This window comes from Lentilactobacillus diolivorans DSM 14421, from assembly GCF_001434255.1.
In the GTDB taxonomy this organism is placed as follows: domain Bacteria; phylum Bacillota; class Bacilli; order Lactobacillales; family Lactobacillaceae; genus Lentilactobacillus; species Lentilactobacillus diolivorans.
The window spans coordinates 207,429-223,790 of sequence record NZ_AZEY01000079.1 but is presented as its reverse complement, the minus strand read 5'-3'; the positions used below and the strand labels follow the sequence as shown (position 1 = coordinate 223,790).

At 39.9% G+C, this 16,362-nt stretch carries 12 protein-coding genes; 3 read left to right on the top strand and 9 right to left on the bottom strand.

What is annotated here, in order from left to right; translation table 11 throughout:
• Positions 1–193: 193 nt before the first annotated feature.
• The 3 genes from FC85_RS09225 to FC85_RS09215 all read right to left on the bottom strand — a co-directional run bounded on the left by FC85_RS09225 (position 194) and on the right by FC85_RS09215 (position 5,302).
• Positions 194–2,206 (bottom strand): DUF5776 domain-containing protein, encoded by a 2,013-nt coding sequence (locus FC85_RS09225; RefSeq protein ID WP_083485077.1) that lies wholly within the window; start codon positions 2,204–2,206, stop codon positions 194–196.
• 352 nt (positions 2,207–2,558) lie between these two features.
• Positions 2,559–3,887: a glycoside hydrolase family 30 protein gene (locus FC85_RS09220; protein WP_057865238.1), complete on the bottom strand. Its 1,329-nt coding sequence runs from the start codon at positions 3,885–3,887 to the stop codon at positions 2,559–2,561.
• A gap of 110 nt (positions 3,888–3,997) precedes the next feature.
• Positions 3,998–5,302: an MFS transporter gene (locus FC85_RS09215; protein ID WP_057865237.1), complete on the bottom strand. Its 1,305-nt coding sequence runs from the start codon at positions 5,300–5,302 to the stop codon at positions 3,998–4,000.
• Positions 5,303–5,955: 653 nt separating this feature from the next.
• On the opposite strand from FC85_RS09215, the gene FC85_RS09210 reads away from it, so the two are divergent.
• Complete coding sequence (locus FC85_RS09210) at positions 5,956–6,303, top strand: hypothetical protein (RefSeq protein WP_057865236.1); 348 nt, start codon at positions 5,956–5,958, stop codon at positions 6,301–6,303.
• A gap of 144 nt (positions 6,304–6,447) precedes the next feature.
• On the opposite strand, the gene FC85_RS09205 is transcribed toward FC85_RS09210, so the two are convergent.
• A complete protein-coding gene (locus FC85_RS09205) occupies positions 6,448–7,002 on the bottom strand; it encodes a TetR/AcrR family transcriptional regulator (RefSeq protein ID WP_057865235.1) in 555 nt (184 codons plus the stop codon).
• Positions 7,003–7,021: 19 nt separating this feature from the next.
• The gene (locus FC85_RS09200) at positions 7,022–8,956 is read right to left on the bottom strand and encodes a right-handed parallel beta-helix repeat-containing protein (protein WP_057865234.1); all 1,935 of its coding nucleotides are present in this window, start codon (positions 8,954–8,956) and stop codon (positions 7,022–7,024) included.
• Positions 8,957–9,249: 293 nt separating this feature from the next.
• On the opposite strand from FC85_RS09200, the gene FC85_RS09195 reads away from it, so the two are divergent.
• On the top strand, positions 9,250–10,053 hold the full coding sequence (locus FC85_RS09195) for an AraC family transcriptional regulator (protein WP_057865233.1): 804 nt from the start codon (positions 9,250–9,252) through the stop codon (positions 10,051–10,053).
• A 97-nt stretch (positions 10,054–10,150) separates the two neighbouring features.
• Here the strand turns inward: FC85_RS09195 and FC85_RS09190 are convergent, their stop codons facing one another.
• Both FC85_RS09190 and FC85_RS09185 read right to left on the bottom strand, forming a co-directional pair.
• Positions 10,151–11,320, bottom strand: a complete 1,170-nt coding sequence (locus FC85_RS09190) for an ROK family transcriptional regulator (protein ID WP_057865232.1) — start codon at positions 11,318–11,320, stop codon at positions 10,151–10,153.
• 286 nt (positions 11,321–11,606) lie between these two features.
• A complete protein-coding gene (locus tag FC85_RS09185; protein ID WP_057865231.1) occupies positions 11,607–12,068 on the bottom strand; it encodes a MarR family winged helix-turn-helix transcriptional regulator in 462 nt (153 codons plus the stop codon).
• 132 nt (positions 12,069–12,200) lie between these two features.
• Between FC85_RS09185 and FC85_RS09180 the strand changes: the two genes are divergently transcribed.
• On the top strand, positions 12,201–13,616 hold the full coding sequence (locus tag FC85_RS09180) for an MFS transporter (protein WP_057865230.1): 1,416 nt from the start codon (positions 12,201–12,203) through the stop codon (positions 13,614–13,616).
• Between the two features lie 85 nt (positions 13,617–13,701).
• On the opposite strand, the gene FC85_RS09175 is transcribed toward FC85_RS09180, so the two are convergent.
• Complete coding sequence (locus tag FC85_RS09175) at positions 13,702–14,889, bottom strand: ROK family protein (RefSeq protein ID WP_057865229.1); 1,188 nt, start codon at positions 14,887–14,889, stop codon at positions 13,702–13,704.
• Positions 14,890–15,403: 514 nt separating this feature from the next.
• Positions 15,404–16,360: a mannose-6-phosphate isomerase, class I gene (gene manA / locus FC85_RS09170; RefSeq protein WP_147008615.1), complete on the bottom strand. Its 957-nt coding sequence runs from the start codon at positions 16,358–16,360 to the stop codon at positions 15,404–15,406.
• Positions 16,361–16,362 lie beyond the last annotated feature (2 nt).

The following is a 16,362-nucleotide window of genomic DNA, read 5'->3' as shown; positions in this document are numbered from 1 at the left end:
CTTGGCTCCTGAAAGTTCAGTGACTTCAGTGACTTTAGTTATTTTACCAACTCCAATAAGTTTCTTCGCTTGATCAATTATCATTTTATTTCTCCTCTTTTCTGTGAATCATTATTCTATGTACAGAAAAGATTCTAAACCCTACTAATCAATTTAGAATCCTTTGAGTGCTACTTTTAATTTTTATATCAACCTAAATCTGAGCTTTAACATATTGGCGGTTGCCTGTTACATAGTGACCATTAGTTAATTGATACTTAGTCGTGGTACCAATCTTAACAATCTTTTTAACGGTTACAACGGTTCCTTTTTTCAGATGCTTAACCGCATTCTTCTTAACAGCCTTAGTCGATCGGTATTCCCAAGTTCCCTTGGCATTGATGACTTTTAACGTGTTAACTTTCTTAGTCAAATACAGTTTGGTTGTATAACCTTTTTTAGCCGTGATATAGCTACCATCACTTAATCGGTATCTTAAAGCACCATTGGTTGATTTAGTTGTACCAACTACTTTAAAGACTGGGGCCTTGGTAATGGTCTTTTGGGCATACCCTTTAATTCGATTGGCCTTGGTAAACTGCGGACTGCTGTATCGATACAAGGCTTTTTTGGCCACAACTTTAAATGGCGCTACTTTCTTGCTTGTCGATGCTTCGGTGCTAGTCGTACTGGATGATGAGCTTTCATTGGTATTTGTCGAGCTTGATGTTGTGGATGACGAAGATGAGCTCACCACTGTTGAACTGGACGAACTCGAACTACTGCTTGATGAAGACGGTGTAGTAACCGTCGAGCCACCGCCGCTTGTCACTGGATTATACGTGACGGTAACCTCAATCGGATCGGCACCGAAGTTTCCTGTTAAGCTGTTTTGACCAGCCGTCACGCCTTGAAGTGTGTAACCACTAATTGCTTTATTCGTTTTACCAGTCACATCAAAATTAGTTCCGATAACACCGGAGATCGTATCATCTGGTGCAAGCTGCTTACCATTCTGATCAACGTAATGAATGGTTACCTTACCTTGTTGTGCCGTGTCGCCAACATCAATAGTCTCAACTTGAATCTTATTATCACTATGCAGCGAGCCACCGTTAGCAATCAACAACATTCCATTAGAAAGTGTTACTAACTGGCGATTATACGCTGTCCCGGTTTTGCTCTTATAACGAGTCGCATGACTAATAGCATTATTAGTAGTAATCACAGACTTATCTTTAAATACCGCAACATCGTTGTTACCATCATTGTATGCAATTTCACCGTTATGCAAAGTAACAATATATGGATTGTTTCCAGACGCAATATTCGTTCCTTTATTATTAGCATCCCATTTTTCAATATTATCGGTAATCTTTACTCTCGCGCCTCCAGTTGATTCAAAAGTCATCGCATATTGACCATTACCAATTGACGCAACGGTTGGCATTCCAGGTCGATTTCTCGTATCGTTGTTCGTTGCACCATCAACCACCGTATTACCCCAGTTTGTACCATCAACCGTTGCTCGATGAACTAACGTTTGAGACCTAGAAATTGTATTATCCGTCTCATCTGAGTAAAAGCAAAGCAGCTTATTATTTGAAACAGTTAGAAATGGTTCCCAGATTGGGTCATCTCCTATTTGATCAGCAGGATTTTGTCCACCAGTAGCGATTGTGCTTTCATAGTTCCATGATTGACCTGCATCAGTGCTTTTATCTAATTCTAATTCTACGTTGCTTAAGTCGTTAGGGGTTGCACACCCTGCTAGAACAACAGTTCCTTTTGGCATATCTCCTACTTTTTGAGGAAGTTCATAAAGTTGAGGACAATTTGTTTTCCCCCAACCTTGCCTATGAGTTTCACTGACATTGCTTAACCATTTCCATGTTTGACCGTGATCATCACTTTCGTAGATTGGAAATACCGGATGCTTGCCGCTTTGACTCTGTTTCTTAGTAATAACTTGTTCAAAGGTTATAAGCAACTTTCCGTTATTTTTAGGATCCGTCTGGTGTTTTAATTCAATAACTCTTGGAGAGAGTACACCATAGCTTTTATCATTAAGAAAGCCGCTTCCATCGTTATTAGTCTTAGAATCCAGCACCGTTACGGGTGAAATTGGTGTAGGTTTAGTTTCTGCAGCTTTGCTAGTAACTGAGAATGTGAATAAAAGCGCCGTGGTTGCCACAGCCGTTTTTAATAGTTTAGAAAATTTAATCATCACAATATAATCCTTTCTCAAAAACAAAGTAATATCTTGATAGTGCGAATGAATAGTTTAATTCTAACGATTTATTATTTTATTAATAACTTGTTCAAATCTACTTGGAGTTGTTTTGAACCCAAGAAATTAAAAGTAGGGTCCATATGTTGGCGCCTTCATTCTTTCCAAAAAGAAAAGGGAAATAGACCATTATTGATAGTCGAATTCCCCAATTCCCCGTAAGTTAGTTATGCAATATATTCTGTTAGAATAAACGATGACACACCTTTTCACAAATGGGATCAACCAGTCAATCGAATGGGGGAGGTGTCAGAAACCTAATATTGGTTATTCCCATTTTGTTACTTGATTAGTCAAACACAAACGTATTAAATGAATGAGCCTTAACACTAGCCTTGTAAGTTTGACCCTTGGCAGTAACCGTGATGTCTCTGCCATGATTCATGCTGTTTGACATGACAACAACAACACTACCATCTGGATTTTCATAGGCAGTTGATTCACCATACAGATGACCTGTATAGTCGACCAAGTGAGCACCATGCTGAATATAGTGAGCATAATGGCGCATGACATAATATTCTGGGTTCTTAGTTGCGATTCCTTTATCAGCATCAACAGAGATCATGCTATTTTGTAACCAGCCCCAAGTACTTGAGCCGCCTTGTAAGACAGAGTTCCAGTACATATAGCCGTTCACACCATTTTCAATATAATGACGGAACAAGTTAAAGACATATTCTGCATAAGTCCAAGTATTGTCACCGTTACCACATTCACTCTCAGATTGAAGGTAGCCTAACTCTGGGAATGAGTGAACCGTCCGTTGAAGGATTGACTTACCAGCCCATTGATAGGTAACACCCTTTACATACTTGTAAGCATCTGGGTCTGAAAGAACTGTTTCAGCAATAACTGGATAATCAGTTGTTTCATCTTTAGTCATTTCAGTATCTTCAAGTGGTGAGTTGACTGTGCCAAGCCAGATTTGAGTATCCTTTAAGCCAGACTTTTCAACTGTTGGTCCGAGATAGTTCTTGATGAAATCACGTAATTCTTCACCCGTCCAGTAACATGATGGGAATTTCTGATCACGTTGTGGTTCGTTTTGTGGGAAGATCCAGCTAATGTGAACGCCTTCCTTTTCATATGCTTCACAGAACTTAACAAAGTAGTCGGCATATGCTTGTTGAACCTTTGGATCATGCTTCAAGATTCCGTAGTTATAAACCGGATGACTCTTCATCCATGTTGGTGGACTCCAAGGAGAAATTGAAAAGACAATATCAGGATTACGTTTTTGAGCTGCTTTTACATAAGGCAACAAGTATTTCTTGTCTCTTTCAATTGAGAAATCTGCTAAATCATAATCATCAGTTGTTTCATCTGCACTGTACCAATTTAAGGCATAGTCACTGGCTCCCACTGGAATTCGGCAGATATTATAATTCATACCCTTAGGTGTAAATAAATCATCTAAGATTTCGTTTCGTTTTTCTTCTGAAAGATTTTGTAATGCGACCGCGCCCAACTCATTAAATGTTTGGCCAAAGCCCCAAATTTCTTGGTGCTTTTCAGTTCCTACCTCAAGACTGTTGAAGGCCTTTTCAGTAGTTGTCGACAATTCAACTTCATGTAATTTTTGATCTTGAGTTGTCTCGATTTGCTTTGCACTCATTAAATTTTCACCTCTGCGTTATTTTTTGCCTTCACATTTTAGTTAGTTCCAATTCCTGCGGCAGTGAAAGCAATAACAGCCCTCAGGAACGGTTAGTACCCATTTGAAATTTATTTTGCTTCTTCTTGTTGCGCTTTAACATCCCGATGCTCGTTAACAAAGAGGATTAAAACACCACCGATAAGTGCAAGTGCGGCACAAACCGGGAAGATTCCAAAGTAACTACCATGAGCTGCAGTAACGATTGAAGCAGCAACAATCGGTCCAAGAATTTGTGACCCGGTATTTGCTAAGTTCAAAATCCCTAAATCTTTAGCAGCAGTTTGTGGGTTAGGCAATACTTCAAGGTTAAGCGCCTGGTCAACAGCGAAGAAGATTCCCATTCCTAAACCAGCTAACAAGCCATAAACAATCATTGACCATGATGCGTTTGTAAATGCTGGGAAGATAACCCCTACTGCAACCAGTAAAGCAGCGATAAATACTGGTACTTTACGACTATGCATCTTATCAGAAACAGGACCTGCGGAAATTGACATCACGATCGCCGTAACCATCAGGATCATTGAAATGATTGAAACATATTTTTGTTGACCGGCAGTATTTAACTTGATGTAATCACTCAAAATGTACAATTGGTAACCCATGATTGCAGTCGTAGCAGTGTTAATCATCATCTTACCAAAGAGAGCAAGATAGAAGTCCTTGGCATTGTGCAGTGGAAAAATAAAGTTTTGTAAGAACATGTTGAACGTGAAGCTCTTCTTAGGCATTCCCTTACTTGAAGGCTCACGAACAATTAATGCAGCGACTGGGCCTGATAGTAATGTTAAGAAGCCCATTACCAAGATACCAGTTCCGACATTACCCAAGAATTGGGCACCAACAACTTGACCACCATACTGACCAATCACGTAACCGAACGCGTAAATTGAAGAAATTGTCCCACGATGCTTTGGTGCAACTTGGTCTTGCAGGAAGGCAAGCAACGGTGCAACAATGGCGTTTAGAAAGATCTGATAGCAGCTCCACGATATAACCATCATTGGAACGGTTCCCGACATATTGAACCATGCCAGTGTGATTAAACTACCAACTGATCCAATTAAAATCCAAGGTGTTCGACGACCCCATTTGGAACGAGTCAAGTCTGAAAAACCACCGATAACGATGTTTGCAAGTGTTGCAACGATCATTGCAGCTGAAGCTAGTAAAGCAACAACTTGGGCTTTCTGTGAAGGAATAACCTGTTCAACCTTCGCAGGAAGTAAAACGGCATTAACACCTAGATATGGTCCTAACCAAAGTAGTGCACCAATTCCTGTAGCAATCCCGATTTTGATCGGTGCCTTTGGCTGTTGACTGTCTAAAACAGTGTCTTGCCAAGCGGGCGTATTTCCTGAATTTTGTGACATTATATTCACCTTTTCTATTTAAATTAGTAAGCAAAGCTAATTAATCCGCTTACATTTTTCAATACTGAAAACTAAAACAATAGCTAATCCATAATACAAAATGAAATTCAATAATTCGCAATCAATGTTGATTCATGATTCAATCTAGGGCCTAATTCCAAAAGCTTTGTTGAACCTAGTAACCATCTCCTCTGTTGAAACTAAGTACATCGCTAATTCATTCAACTACTTTCAATTATTAGCTAATTCTATTTGAACGGCCGAACACAACTTAGCAAAATATGTTAACTATCATGATAGTTGGTTCCCTATATCAACCAACAACAATATTGTAATCGCTTTCCATCTTTTAGAAAAGAACACATTCACTGTTTTGTGTAGCGTTTTGATTATTTAGTTAAAAATTGATCAATTATCCAGCAAACGATGAAGGTTACGGCCATCAATATAATGTGACACTTATGGCTTCCAAGATAACGGTTACATCAATAAATGTGATATTGTCAACGTTTACATCAATCTTTCCTCTTGTAATCAGTCATAAAATGATTATTATGATAGTTGATCCAGTGAAAGAACAAACTTAATTATTTTGAGTTCCCTCACCGACATCAATTGTTGACATTTTGATCGCAATAAAGGAGCGAATTAATATGACAAAAACAATTATGGATTGGAAATCATCATTGAACTCACCGGAAGCATTTAACAGCTTTATCACCAACTATTTTAACAGTCATAAAGAACTGATTGGTCATTACGAGAATTCTTCGTATTATGAGTTTTACACCGTTCACCTAGACGATCTCAACCAATTAACCGTCACGTTCACAACTGGGGTTAATCAGACCAACGCTGCTGTGACACCCAGCCCATACAAGGACATTGAAAAAATCTCAGTTGAGCAATTCAGACAATTAATTCTTAATAAAAAGTTTGCTGAAAAAAACGCATCCCTTGCTGACGCATTTAAGATTATTGCAGGTGTTCCAGCAAAATAGCCGTCATTTGTTAATTTAATTAAACAAAATATCGTACTAAACAAGTCCCAGTCACGTTAGGCTGATAAGTAGCATGTCCCTTGATATGAAATTTATCCCTATCCAACTGGGATTTGTCTTGTCCATTAAAACAATGTCTCTAAATTAAGCACTCAGTTTTCTCAACGAGCGCTCCAATTCAACTAGTGCTTCTTTGTCAAACTTAAACTGATCCGTTAGAATTCCGATAAGAAATCCCATCGTAACAGAACACAAGAATTGCGCATGAAGATAACTCGCTTGCTTTTGGCCTGCCAAAGCTGCTTTGACAATTCTTTCAACTTGCCTGGTGTAATCAGAAGAACGCTCAGTAACCAGCAACAGTTTCCAGATTCCTTGATTTGCATCTAACAAATTAGTCATTTGTTGAACGACCTGATTACTGTTGTCATTCTTAAATTCAGCAATTAGTGTCATCAACTGCCCCACCTGAGATAAGCTCAGATCAACTAATAACTCTTCAACTTGAGCCACATTATCAAAATAACGGTAAAAGGTTGTCCGGGCAATCGGAATTGACTGGCAAAGCTGCCGAATCGTGATTAATTCCAAAGGCGTTCGCGCATATAAATCAATAAATCCCTGACAAATCTTTTTCTGAGTGGTATTTACCTGCGGATAATCTTTCGAATTATCACCTGCTGTGTAAATTATCTGCATTTAAATCATCCCTCACTTTCTAAAACTCAAAGACAACCTGTTCGTTATGACCAGACTTTAATTCTGTAAATGGGCCAGCCAATCTCGTATCACCATCGATTTTCTTATTAAAAAAGTCATGATTCAATCGAATAGGTGTCCCGTCAGGATTGTCAAATTTAGCACCTGCTAGCCGAACTTCTCCAAGTGAACTCGTTTCCTGAATTGGTGTTTCAAACTGGATCAAATCAACAGGCAAGTCAATCGTTAAAATAACCTGATTTTTGACCCGTTTCAGAGCTAACTTGGTCTGCCACTTTTCTTCAATCAAATTTGTTTCTTCCATATTAAAGACTGTGGCACCACCGAAATATGCATTGTAATTAATATAGGCCGGTTGTCTAACCGTCTCAAAGAGTTCCACATCTCCTGGCAGCCGCTGCTCCACTTGCGAAACAAACTGTTTCATAGAAGTTAAACTGCCGTTATAGATATGGGTACCAACACTCGCTCCTTTGGCCTGGCGAATAAAAAGATTGTTAAAGTACCGATCATCTCCACCGTAAACACAAGCATATCCTTTGATTTGGGTACTATGTGGCACATGATAGGGAGTTGTTCGATTTAAAACACTTTGAATGGCACTGGTACCGGCAATTAAGTTGTTAACAAACGCCTCGCCTTGGGAAAATTCATTAATTGCTTCATCGGATAGCAATAAATTATCATCAACCAAGAATGGGCCGTGATTAACTTCAAACAACAAATCGCGCAAATTATCTGCTAAAACATTTTTAGTGATTCGCGTTCCCTGGGCCTGCCAATCAAGCCAAATCCCAAGGGAACAATTTTCAATCAAATTGTGTTCGATGACCGTATCAATGGGGGCGTGCAATTTTAAAGCGGCAATCTCCCAGCCACCAAATTCATAGCGGGTACCAATCCGATAGATATGATTGTTGGCAATTCGGCTAAAAATACCGCCCAGATAGCCAATGATGCCAGCCTGACCGCAGTCATGAATTTGGTTATGATCAATCACATGTGACCCAACGTGCTGTTTGTCCCACCCACTTTGAATGGCATGAAACATGGTTTCGATTTGATACTGATAGCCAGGTTTATCATGTAATCTGGCAAATTGATTTTGATCTTGTTTGGCCATTGGCACTGAGCCAAGACTGATAGCACTACACTTTGCATCATGTAGGTTATTATTTCTAATGACCCAGCCTTTCGACCAGTTAACACCAATCATGCCTTCCTGTCCTGCCGTTGGCGGCGCCCAATTTGTGGCCGCCTGAGCCATTTCAAACCCCTCAACACAGATATAGTTAATTCCGGTTTGATCAGGATAAAAACAATATTTTCGGACATTAATTTCCGTTAACCGCTGATTAGGGTTAACCTGATGAAAATTGGCAAAAATAATTGTCTCATCAGTGTTCACTTCAGCAAACCACCGATACGTTGTCCACTGGGGGTCGACATTGTGGACTTTCTTTTGCGTCACGTACTCATACCCATCATTTCTGGGATAGCCATTAGCCATCTCATCATAAGATGCCGCTTCAAACAGTGCGCGGCCATCCAAGTAAACCGCCCCTGCATGACGCCCATTAGGCTGTTCAAGCCAGTCGCCGTTTAGCTTAAAATCAAACGGATTAAAACTACCAAAAGCCGAGTTACTAACGACGTGTTTCCAAATGCCATTGCCGACAGACTCCCAATTGGTTACTTTTTCCGAACCCTTAATGATCACCCGTTCATCTTTTGCAGCCTGATAGGTAATCATTTGTTGTGGGCTTTTCCCAGCATGTTGCGGATTAACCCACTCCCGGTATGTTCCCTGATGAATAACGACTTTATCTCCTGCTTGAGCAACTTGGGCAGCTCGGTTGATTGTCAAAAACGGTGATTTGAGCTGACCACTATTACGATCGTCACCCTGCTTAGAAACGATATAGACCGTCATTAGTCACACGCTCCTTTCAAATGAATTGTTGTGTGTAAGTTGGTTGTTAATTAATCAACCAAGCAAAAATTGATAATACCGGCATCACTCGATAAATCGCTTTCATAATCTTGCATGCCAATATCCATATCTTTACTTAAATACCGTACCCACATAGTACAGCGCTTACAGTAAGTTTGATAGATTGCTATTTGTGGTCAAATGGACAATAATTGTCGTAGTAAATGAGAATCAATTAATTAGGTTTTAGTTGTCAATTTGTTTTATTGTTTTAAGAAGGGGGAACTCGTTCAATGGTTTTATTTCAGCATTTTGGCCTTGAAACAATGCCGATTTTTAAACACTTTGATCTGACCGATTTTAATTACCCACTCCATCTGCACAGAGCTTTTGAAATCCTTTATGTTCGCAGGGGCCAACTCCAAATTCAAATCGAAGATAATACGTATCACGTCAATAACCGGCAATTCGTAATCGTTTTTCCTAATCAAATCCATGGTTTTGATATGTCACCCAATACAACCATTACGATTGTCCTGTTTTCACCTGAAATCGTTGGTGCTTTTAATGAGCAATACCAAGACTCAATCCCAGAAAATCCAGTTATTTTTGATAACGACCCCTTAAATTTTGACCATACGTCCAATATCTTCGGTATCAAAAGTCTCCTTTACGGGATGTGTAATAAGGTTGTTGAACAGGCATCGTTTGTTCCCCGGAAAACGTCCGCCAGTTTAAATATTGTCCATACAATCATTGACTATATTAATAATCATTACACAAAGGAATGCACATTAAAAGAGATTGCCGAAGCAATTGGGTATGACTACGTCTACTTATCTAAACTATTCCAAAAGGTAATGGGGATTCCTTATACTAAATATTTGAACCGATTCAGAATTTCGAAAGCCCGTCAAATGCTCAAAGATACGGATAACTCAATCACTCAAATTGCCTATGGCGTTGGTTACACTAATTTACGGACATTTAACCGAAACTTTAAAGAGTTGAATAAAATCAGTCCGGCGCAATACCGAAGTTCATCAACCTCAACCCGATATGAAAAAAGTATTAAGGAGAACTATATTTCAGGTTAGCACTATTGGGAAATCACAAAAAGGCTGTCTTTAGAATATCAGTGGTTAATCATTACCACTCTATTCCAAAAACAGCCTTTTATACTCTTTTTAAAAATTATGATTCAGCAACTTGAAACGATAAATCATAATTTTCCATCTTCAACACTTGATGGGTAATCTCTGAACAGCATCCCAACAGCGTCGCATAACCCGAATGAGGCGTCAGACTAACTGGTGTCTGCATCCCCAGCAATTCATTATAATGTAAAATTGAATTTAATAAATCGGGAATTGCTTCAATCAAGGGTGAGTTCAAATAAATCTCTTCCGGAGCAAAACTAATTGCAACGTTATAAATCACCTTGGCAATTGATGAACTGAAATTATCAAGTTCCTCTTGAACAATTTGATTGCCTTTGGTATTCATTTGAACCAGGTCATCCCGGTTCAAATTAGTTCGATTGGTTCGCTGCTCAACCTGTTCAATAATCGCATCTTCTGAACAGAAATCTTCTACTTTACTATATCGCTTAGTATCAACATTATTAGTAAACATCAACGAGCGGCCAATTTCGCCCGCTTCACCATTTCGGCCACGATAGAGCTGCTTGTTCAAAATGATCCCGGCACCAATTCCTTTATGAATGCTAACAGCTAAAATATTATTTTTATCACGAGCTGAATTAAAGTCCCGCTCATAAATTGCCGAAAGGTTTGCCTCATTTTCTAAAATTACCGGCACATGGTAGACAGCCGAATACCGATCGGCTAAATCAATGTCTTTCATATCAATAAAAGGTGAATTAGTAATATGGTTATTCAGAACAATCCCGTGAATCGAAAAGCCGATTCCCAGCAAGCCATGACGGGTATCGTCATTGTGGATCGATCTTTCAATCTGCTCATCAATCATTTTAACAATCTCATGAATATCCCGATTGCCTAACTCAATTCGTTGATAAAAGAAAACTTTGCCATTAATATAATTTCCCATCACATGAAGATGACGAAAACCTAAGTCAAAACTAATCGTGTACCCATAATGCTCGTTAATTTTTACCAACACCGGCTTACGGCCGCCAACACTGGTTGATTCTCCGGAACCGACTTCTTTTAAATACCCTTTTTCATCCAGTTCGTTGTATAGGGCTGAAACCGTTGACTTATTTAAGTTAAGTTGGCGGGAAATCTCGATTCGTGAAATGGTCTGATTATTAAAGATCTGCTGCAGAACCATGTTGAGATTTTGCTGATGCAAATGCTCCCTCCCCGTGATGTTTTCCATAAAGTTATCCTCCTGTTTAATTATGATTAACTTGTGTCGTTAATCCATTGTTTAAAATGTCTATCTAGTATATTACATTCAATTATAGATCAACCCAATCAATCATGGATCATCTTTATGATTTGAATTCAAAAAGCAAAATGAAAACGTTTGCGACAAATAAAAGTATAAGCTAAACGGTCTAAAAAAGAAAGTTCATTAGAAAAACCAACCTCAAACAATTACCTCTTATCAAGCAATTACTGTTAGCTGATTAAATCATAACCGATCTTTTTAGCCGGCTAACTTAGTACTTATCATGCTGTTCCGCGTTATTAAACGTCTTCAAAAACTGCCGAATAGTTTCTAATTCAGACTCCGAAAATTGGTTTAAATGACTTTTTAGCATCTTATTTTTCATCTGCAACAGCTGATCATGGGTCTTGGCAACATCTTCACCAAGTCGGGTTAACCGATAATGTTTGCTTCTGGCATCTGCCGCGTCTTGGTAAGCAACCAACATTTTTCGGCGTTCCAAAACGGCCAATCGTTTGGATAGGGTTCCCCTTAAAATGCCTAAATCTTCAGCGATTTCCTTTGCTAGGGAATTCGGGTACCGTTCTAAATAAGATAAAATATGAAAATGAATTGTGGATAACCCCAATGCTGACGGTTGCCGAGTTTCAATCCACTGTTTTTCTTTGTCTGTATCATTATCAAGCATCAACAGATGATGATACAAACTAACAATTTCGTCTTTATTTACCAACGGCACTGCCTCCCAAACGATCAAAAGTTTGTAATCAATGAACGGCCGTGCTATGATTACAGCCGTCTAGTTTCCACGGAAACTATATTTGCTACTACAAAGTACATCAAAAAATTAAAGGGGTCAAGGGAAATGGAAGAAACCAAAGTTACATTTCAAACCAAAATAGCCATTCTCGCAACGGGTTTGCTATCTTTTCTGGGGATTTTGGTCGAAACATCGCTAAACGTGACGTTTCCAACAATGATTAAGCAATTTTCAACTTCTCTCAGTACTGTTCAGTGGTTAACGTCGGGATACTTACTGATGGTGACCATTGTCATGAGTACTACAGCTTTTCTGATTAAACGGTTTAACACGCGAACACTATTTCGAGTCGCTGTGTTATCAACATTAATCGGAACAATCTTAGCTGCTATCGCGCCAACGTTCACTATTTTAATGTTGGGCCGAGTTCTTCAAGCAGTCGCAACCGGGTTAACGACACCACTTATGTTTCACGTTATTTTATCGCTGGTCCCAGGAAGCCGGCTTGGTGTCTATGTCGGGATTGCCAGTATGATCACATCGTTTGCGCCAGCATTAGGTCCAACATATGGCGGGCTTCTTAATTATTACCTAAATTGGCGAATGATTTTCGTTATGACAATCCCATTGATTATTCTGATTTTGATTCTTGGTGAATTCAGTATTCGCTTAAAAGCTTCGAGAAAAAGCGGTGCCTTTGATATTACCGGGTTGATTCTGCTTTCATTAGTCTTTTTTGGACTCATTGAAGCCTTTGATCAGGCAGGTAATTATGGTTTTGCCAGCCTTAATTTTGTTGTCGCGCTTGTCATCACTTTGGTCCTGTTTATGGGACTAGCCTATCACATTCGCCATGGCAAACATCAAATCCTAAATTTTCGGATTCTCACTAATCCCATTATCTCATTCAGAGCCATTAATTTCTTTCTTTTGCAATTTATTAATATTGGCATTTCGTTTGTGATCCCGGTTTTTGCCCAAAATTACTTAGGTGCAGATTCCATGATCTCCGGCTTAATTTTGCTTCCGGGATCATTAGTTGGTGCGCTGGTTGCGCCAATCGCGGGGTCAATTTACGATAAGCACGGTGCACAACTACCACTCTACATTGCTAATGGCTCCATGGTCATCGGATCACTGCTTTTTTGGTGGTTTACTCATTCACTCAGCTTATTAACTGTGACACTTCTTTATACATTTCTACGATTTGGATTTAACTTCGGCTTTGGCAATATCATGTCGGATGCCAGTCTCCAAGTCGGAATGGCCGAAAAAGCAGACCTCAACTCCCTATTTAACACCCTCCAACAATATGCTGGGTCAATTGGTACAGGAATCTTATCCGCAATTATTTCGGTCAGTCAGCTGCACATGGCAACTCGCCAAACCGGCCTCGCAACTGCCAATGGTGCCCAAAACGACTTCTTACTTTTAAGTATTTTTGGCTTAATTGGTTTGATCACAACAGCAGTCGTCGTCCGCCTTGAGCGCAATCAAAAATCCATTCCAAAGAGTAATTAAAGATCAATTAAACATTTCATTACATCCATAAACAGCAGCTAACGGCTAAGAGGCGAGATATCGCCATTAGCCGCTAGCTGCTGTTTTACTTTAATTTCGAAGCACGATTTGATGAAGATCGAAACGTCAATTCATATCCATCCATCCCTAACACTTGGTGGGTAATTGCGGAACAGCATCCCAATGTGATAGCATCACGTGTCCGAATTGTGAGCAAAATCGGTGTTTGCATACCTAATTGACGAATGTCCTTAGTCACGATCTTAAATAATGACGGGCTCGCACTGAGTATCGGTGATGTTAAATAAATTTTCTCCGGTGCGACAACACTTGCGACATTGAAAACAATACTTGCCATAGAACCGGCAAACTTCCCAAGCGCGTCACAAACAATAGGATTTCCCGCCTGCCTCATCGCAGCCAGGCGATCAACATCCAGCTGATCTTTATGAAGCTGATTCTCAATGTCGGCAATTACCGCCCGCTCCGAGCAAATATCATCGACTCTAAACCGTTGATTTTTATTTAAACAATTATTGTAAATAATGGTCTGACCGATTTCACCCGCAGCACCACCATATCCCTGGTATAGCTGGTTGTTTAAAATAATTCCTGCGCCAAACCCCTTATCTACCGTGATAGCCAACAAATTACGTGACTGATTATAGCGGTTAAAATCGCGATGATAAATCGCTAGTAAATTGGCCTCATTTTCCACATGAACCGGCACCCCATATTTCTCCGCGTACCTCGAAACTAATTCAATACCTGCCATGTTCATAAAAGGCGAACTTATAATTCGGTTATCCGAAACAATCCCGTGAACCGCAAACCCGATGCCTAAAAGGCCGTGATCGGTTTGGTCACGCTTGAGGGATGATTCAACTTCCGCATCAATGATTTTGACAACTTTATAAATGTCACGATTCACCATTTTAATTTCCCTGGTAAAAAGCACATCACCATTAAGATAATTCGCCATAACGTGCAACTTTTCCAGTCCCAAAACGAAATTAAGCGTATAACCATAATGGGCATTGAAAGCTACCAGAACCGGCTTTCGACCACGGACACTGGTTGATTTGCCACGACCAAGTTCTTCAACATACCCTTTGTCGCTTAGTTCATTATATAACGTTGAAACAGTTGACTTGTACAACTTAAGATGACGTGAAATTTCAATTCTCGAGATCATTTTATGATTGAATATTTGCTGCAGGACTAATCGCAGGTTTCGTTCGTGTAACTGCTCTCGGCCTTTGTTACCTTCCATTAGAATCACGCTCCTTAGTAATACCCCAATTGCATGACCATGCTAAAAGATCGTTATAATCAGCAAATCTTCCCAATCACTTCTATATTGATCTATCTGAATCCTTGAACTTTGAAACTAAGATGAGATGTCCGCCTTAAAAATATTATATCACTATAATATTTTATATATTATTACAAATACCAAAAGATGAATCCAGCTATTCCTGTTGCATCAAAATAGTCATATTTACGATATCATTTGCGCACGAGCCACGGAATTAACGACTGATTTGGCCTGATTTATCAGAAACCAAATTTTTGGTTAAAGAGAGGCTGGGACAAAATTACTTTTGTCCCAGCCTCTCTTTGTGTAATCACGATTATTACCGAGTGGAAAACGTGCGCCAAAAGGCAACTTCCTGCCGCGTAACCGAATTATCCAAACATTCAAGCCCGGAATATTCGGATAATCCGGTTACGCTCTGGAAGTTAACCGCCTTTCGTCTCACTCTCTTAATTTCTAATACGATAATTTACTTTGCCCAACTCTCAATGAGTGTCATTTGGCCATTCAACTCATAGTCTTGAATCTGGTTCGGTAAAATATAAGACATTCCCTTAGTTAGGCGATACTGTCGCTGATTGACCGTTAGGCTGCCCTGCCCAGCAACAACCGTTTGAATCAAATATCGGTGCTCCTGAGTTAGAACAGCCGCACCGTTAACGACCACCTTTTCGACAGCAAAATAAGTTGCATTCACTAATTGCGTCATCGTCGCGTGAGCAATCCTGGTCACCTCTTGTTTAATCTGTGGATCACGATGCGGCACATTAGTTACCGCTAAGGCATCCTTAACCTGAAGTTCACGCTTTTTACCCGTTGCTGGATCCACTCGATCAAAATCATAGAATCGAAATGTCAGATCTGAGCTTTGTTGGGTTTCAAGTGCCACAATACCAGTTCCCAGTGCATGCAGCGTGCCTGATGGGACATAATAAAAGTCACCTGCTTTAACCGGCACTGTGCGGAGAATCCTATCGATATGGCCGCTTGTCACAGCGTCTCGTAATTCCTGTTCGGTTTTTGCCGTATGCCCATAATACAGCTTAGCATCCGAAGTCGCTGATAAAATATACCAGCTTTCGGTCTTACCGTATTTCTCACCATGTAGCTTGGCGTATTGATCATCCGGATGAACCTGAATCGATAAATCACGATTAGCATCCAAGATTTTGACCAACAATGGAAATGCTTCATCAACCGGATGACCGCCAAACAGCTCAGGATGATTTTGCCAAACACTCCCCAGTGTCTGACCGGCAAATTGACCATTCGTCACGGTGCTGGGGCCATGGGGATGAGCTGAAACGATCCACGCCTCACCCGTTCGTTCGCTCGGCAACTTAAAGCCATACTCCCGTAATTTAGTGCCACCCCACATTTTTTCATGTAAAGCTGCCTTTAGAAATAAAGGTGCTGCTGCCACCATTG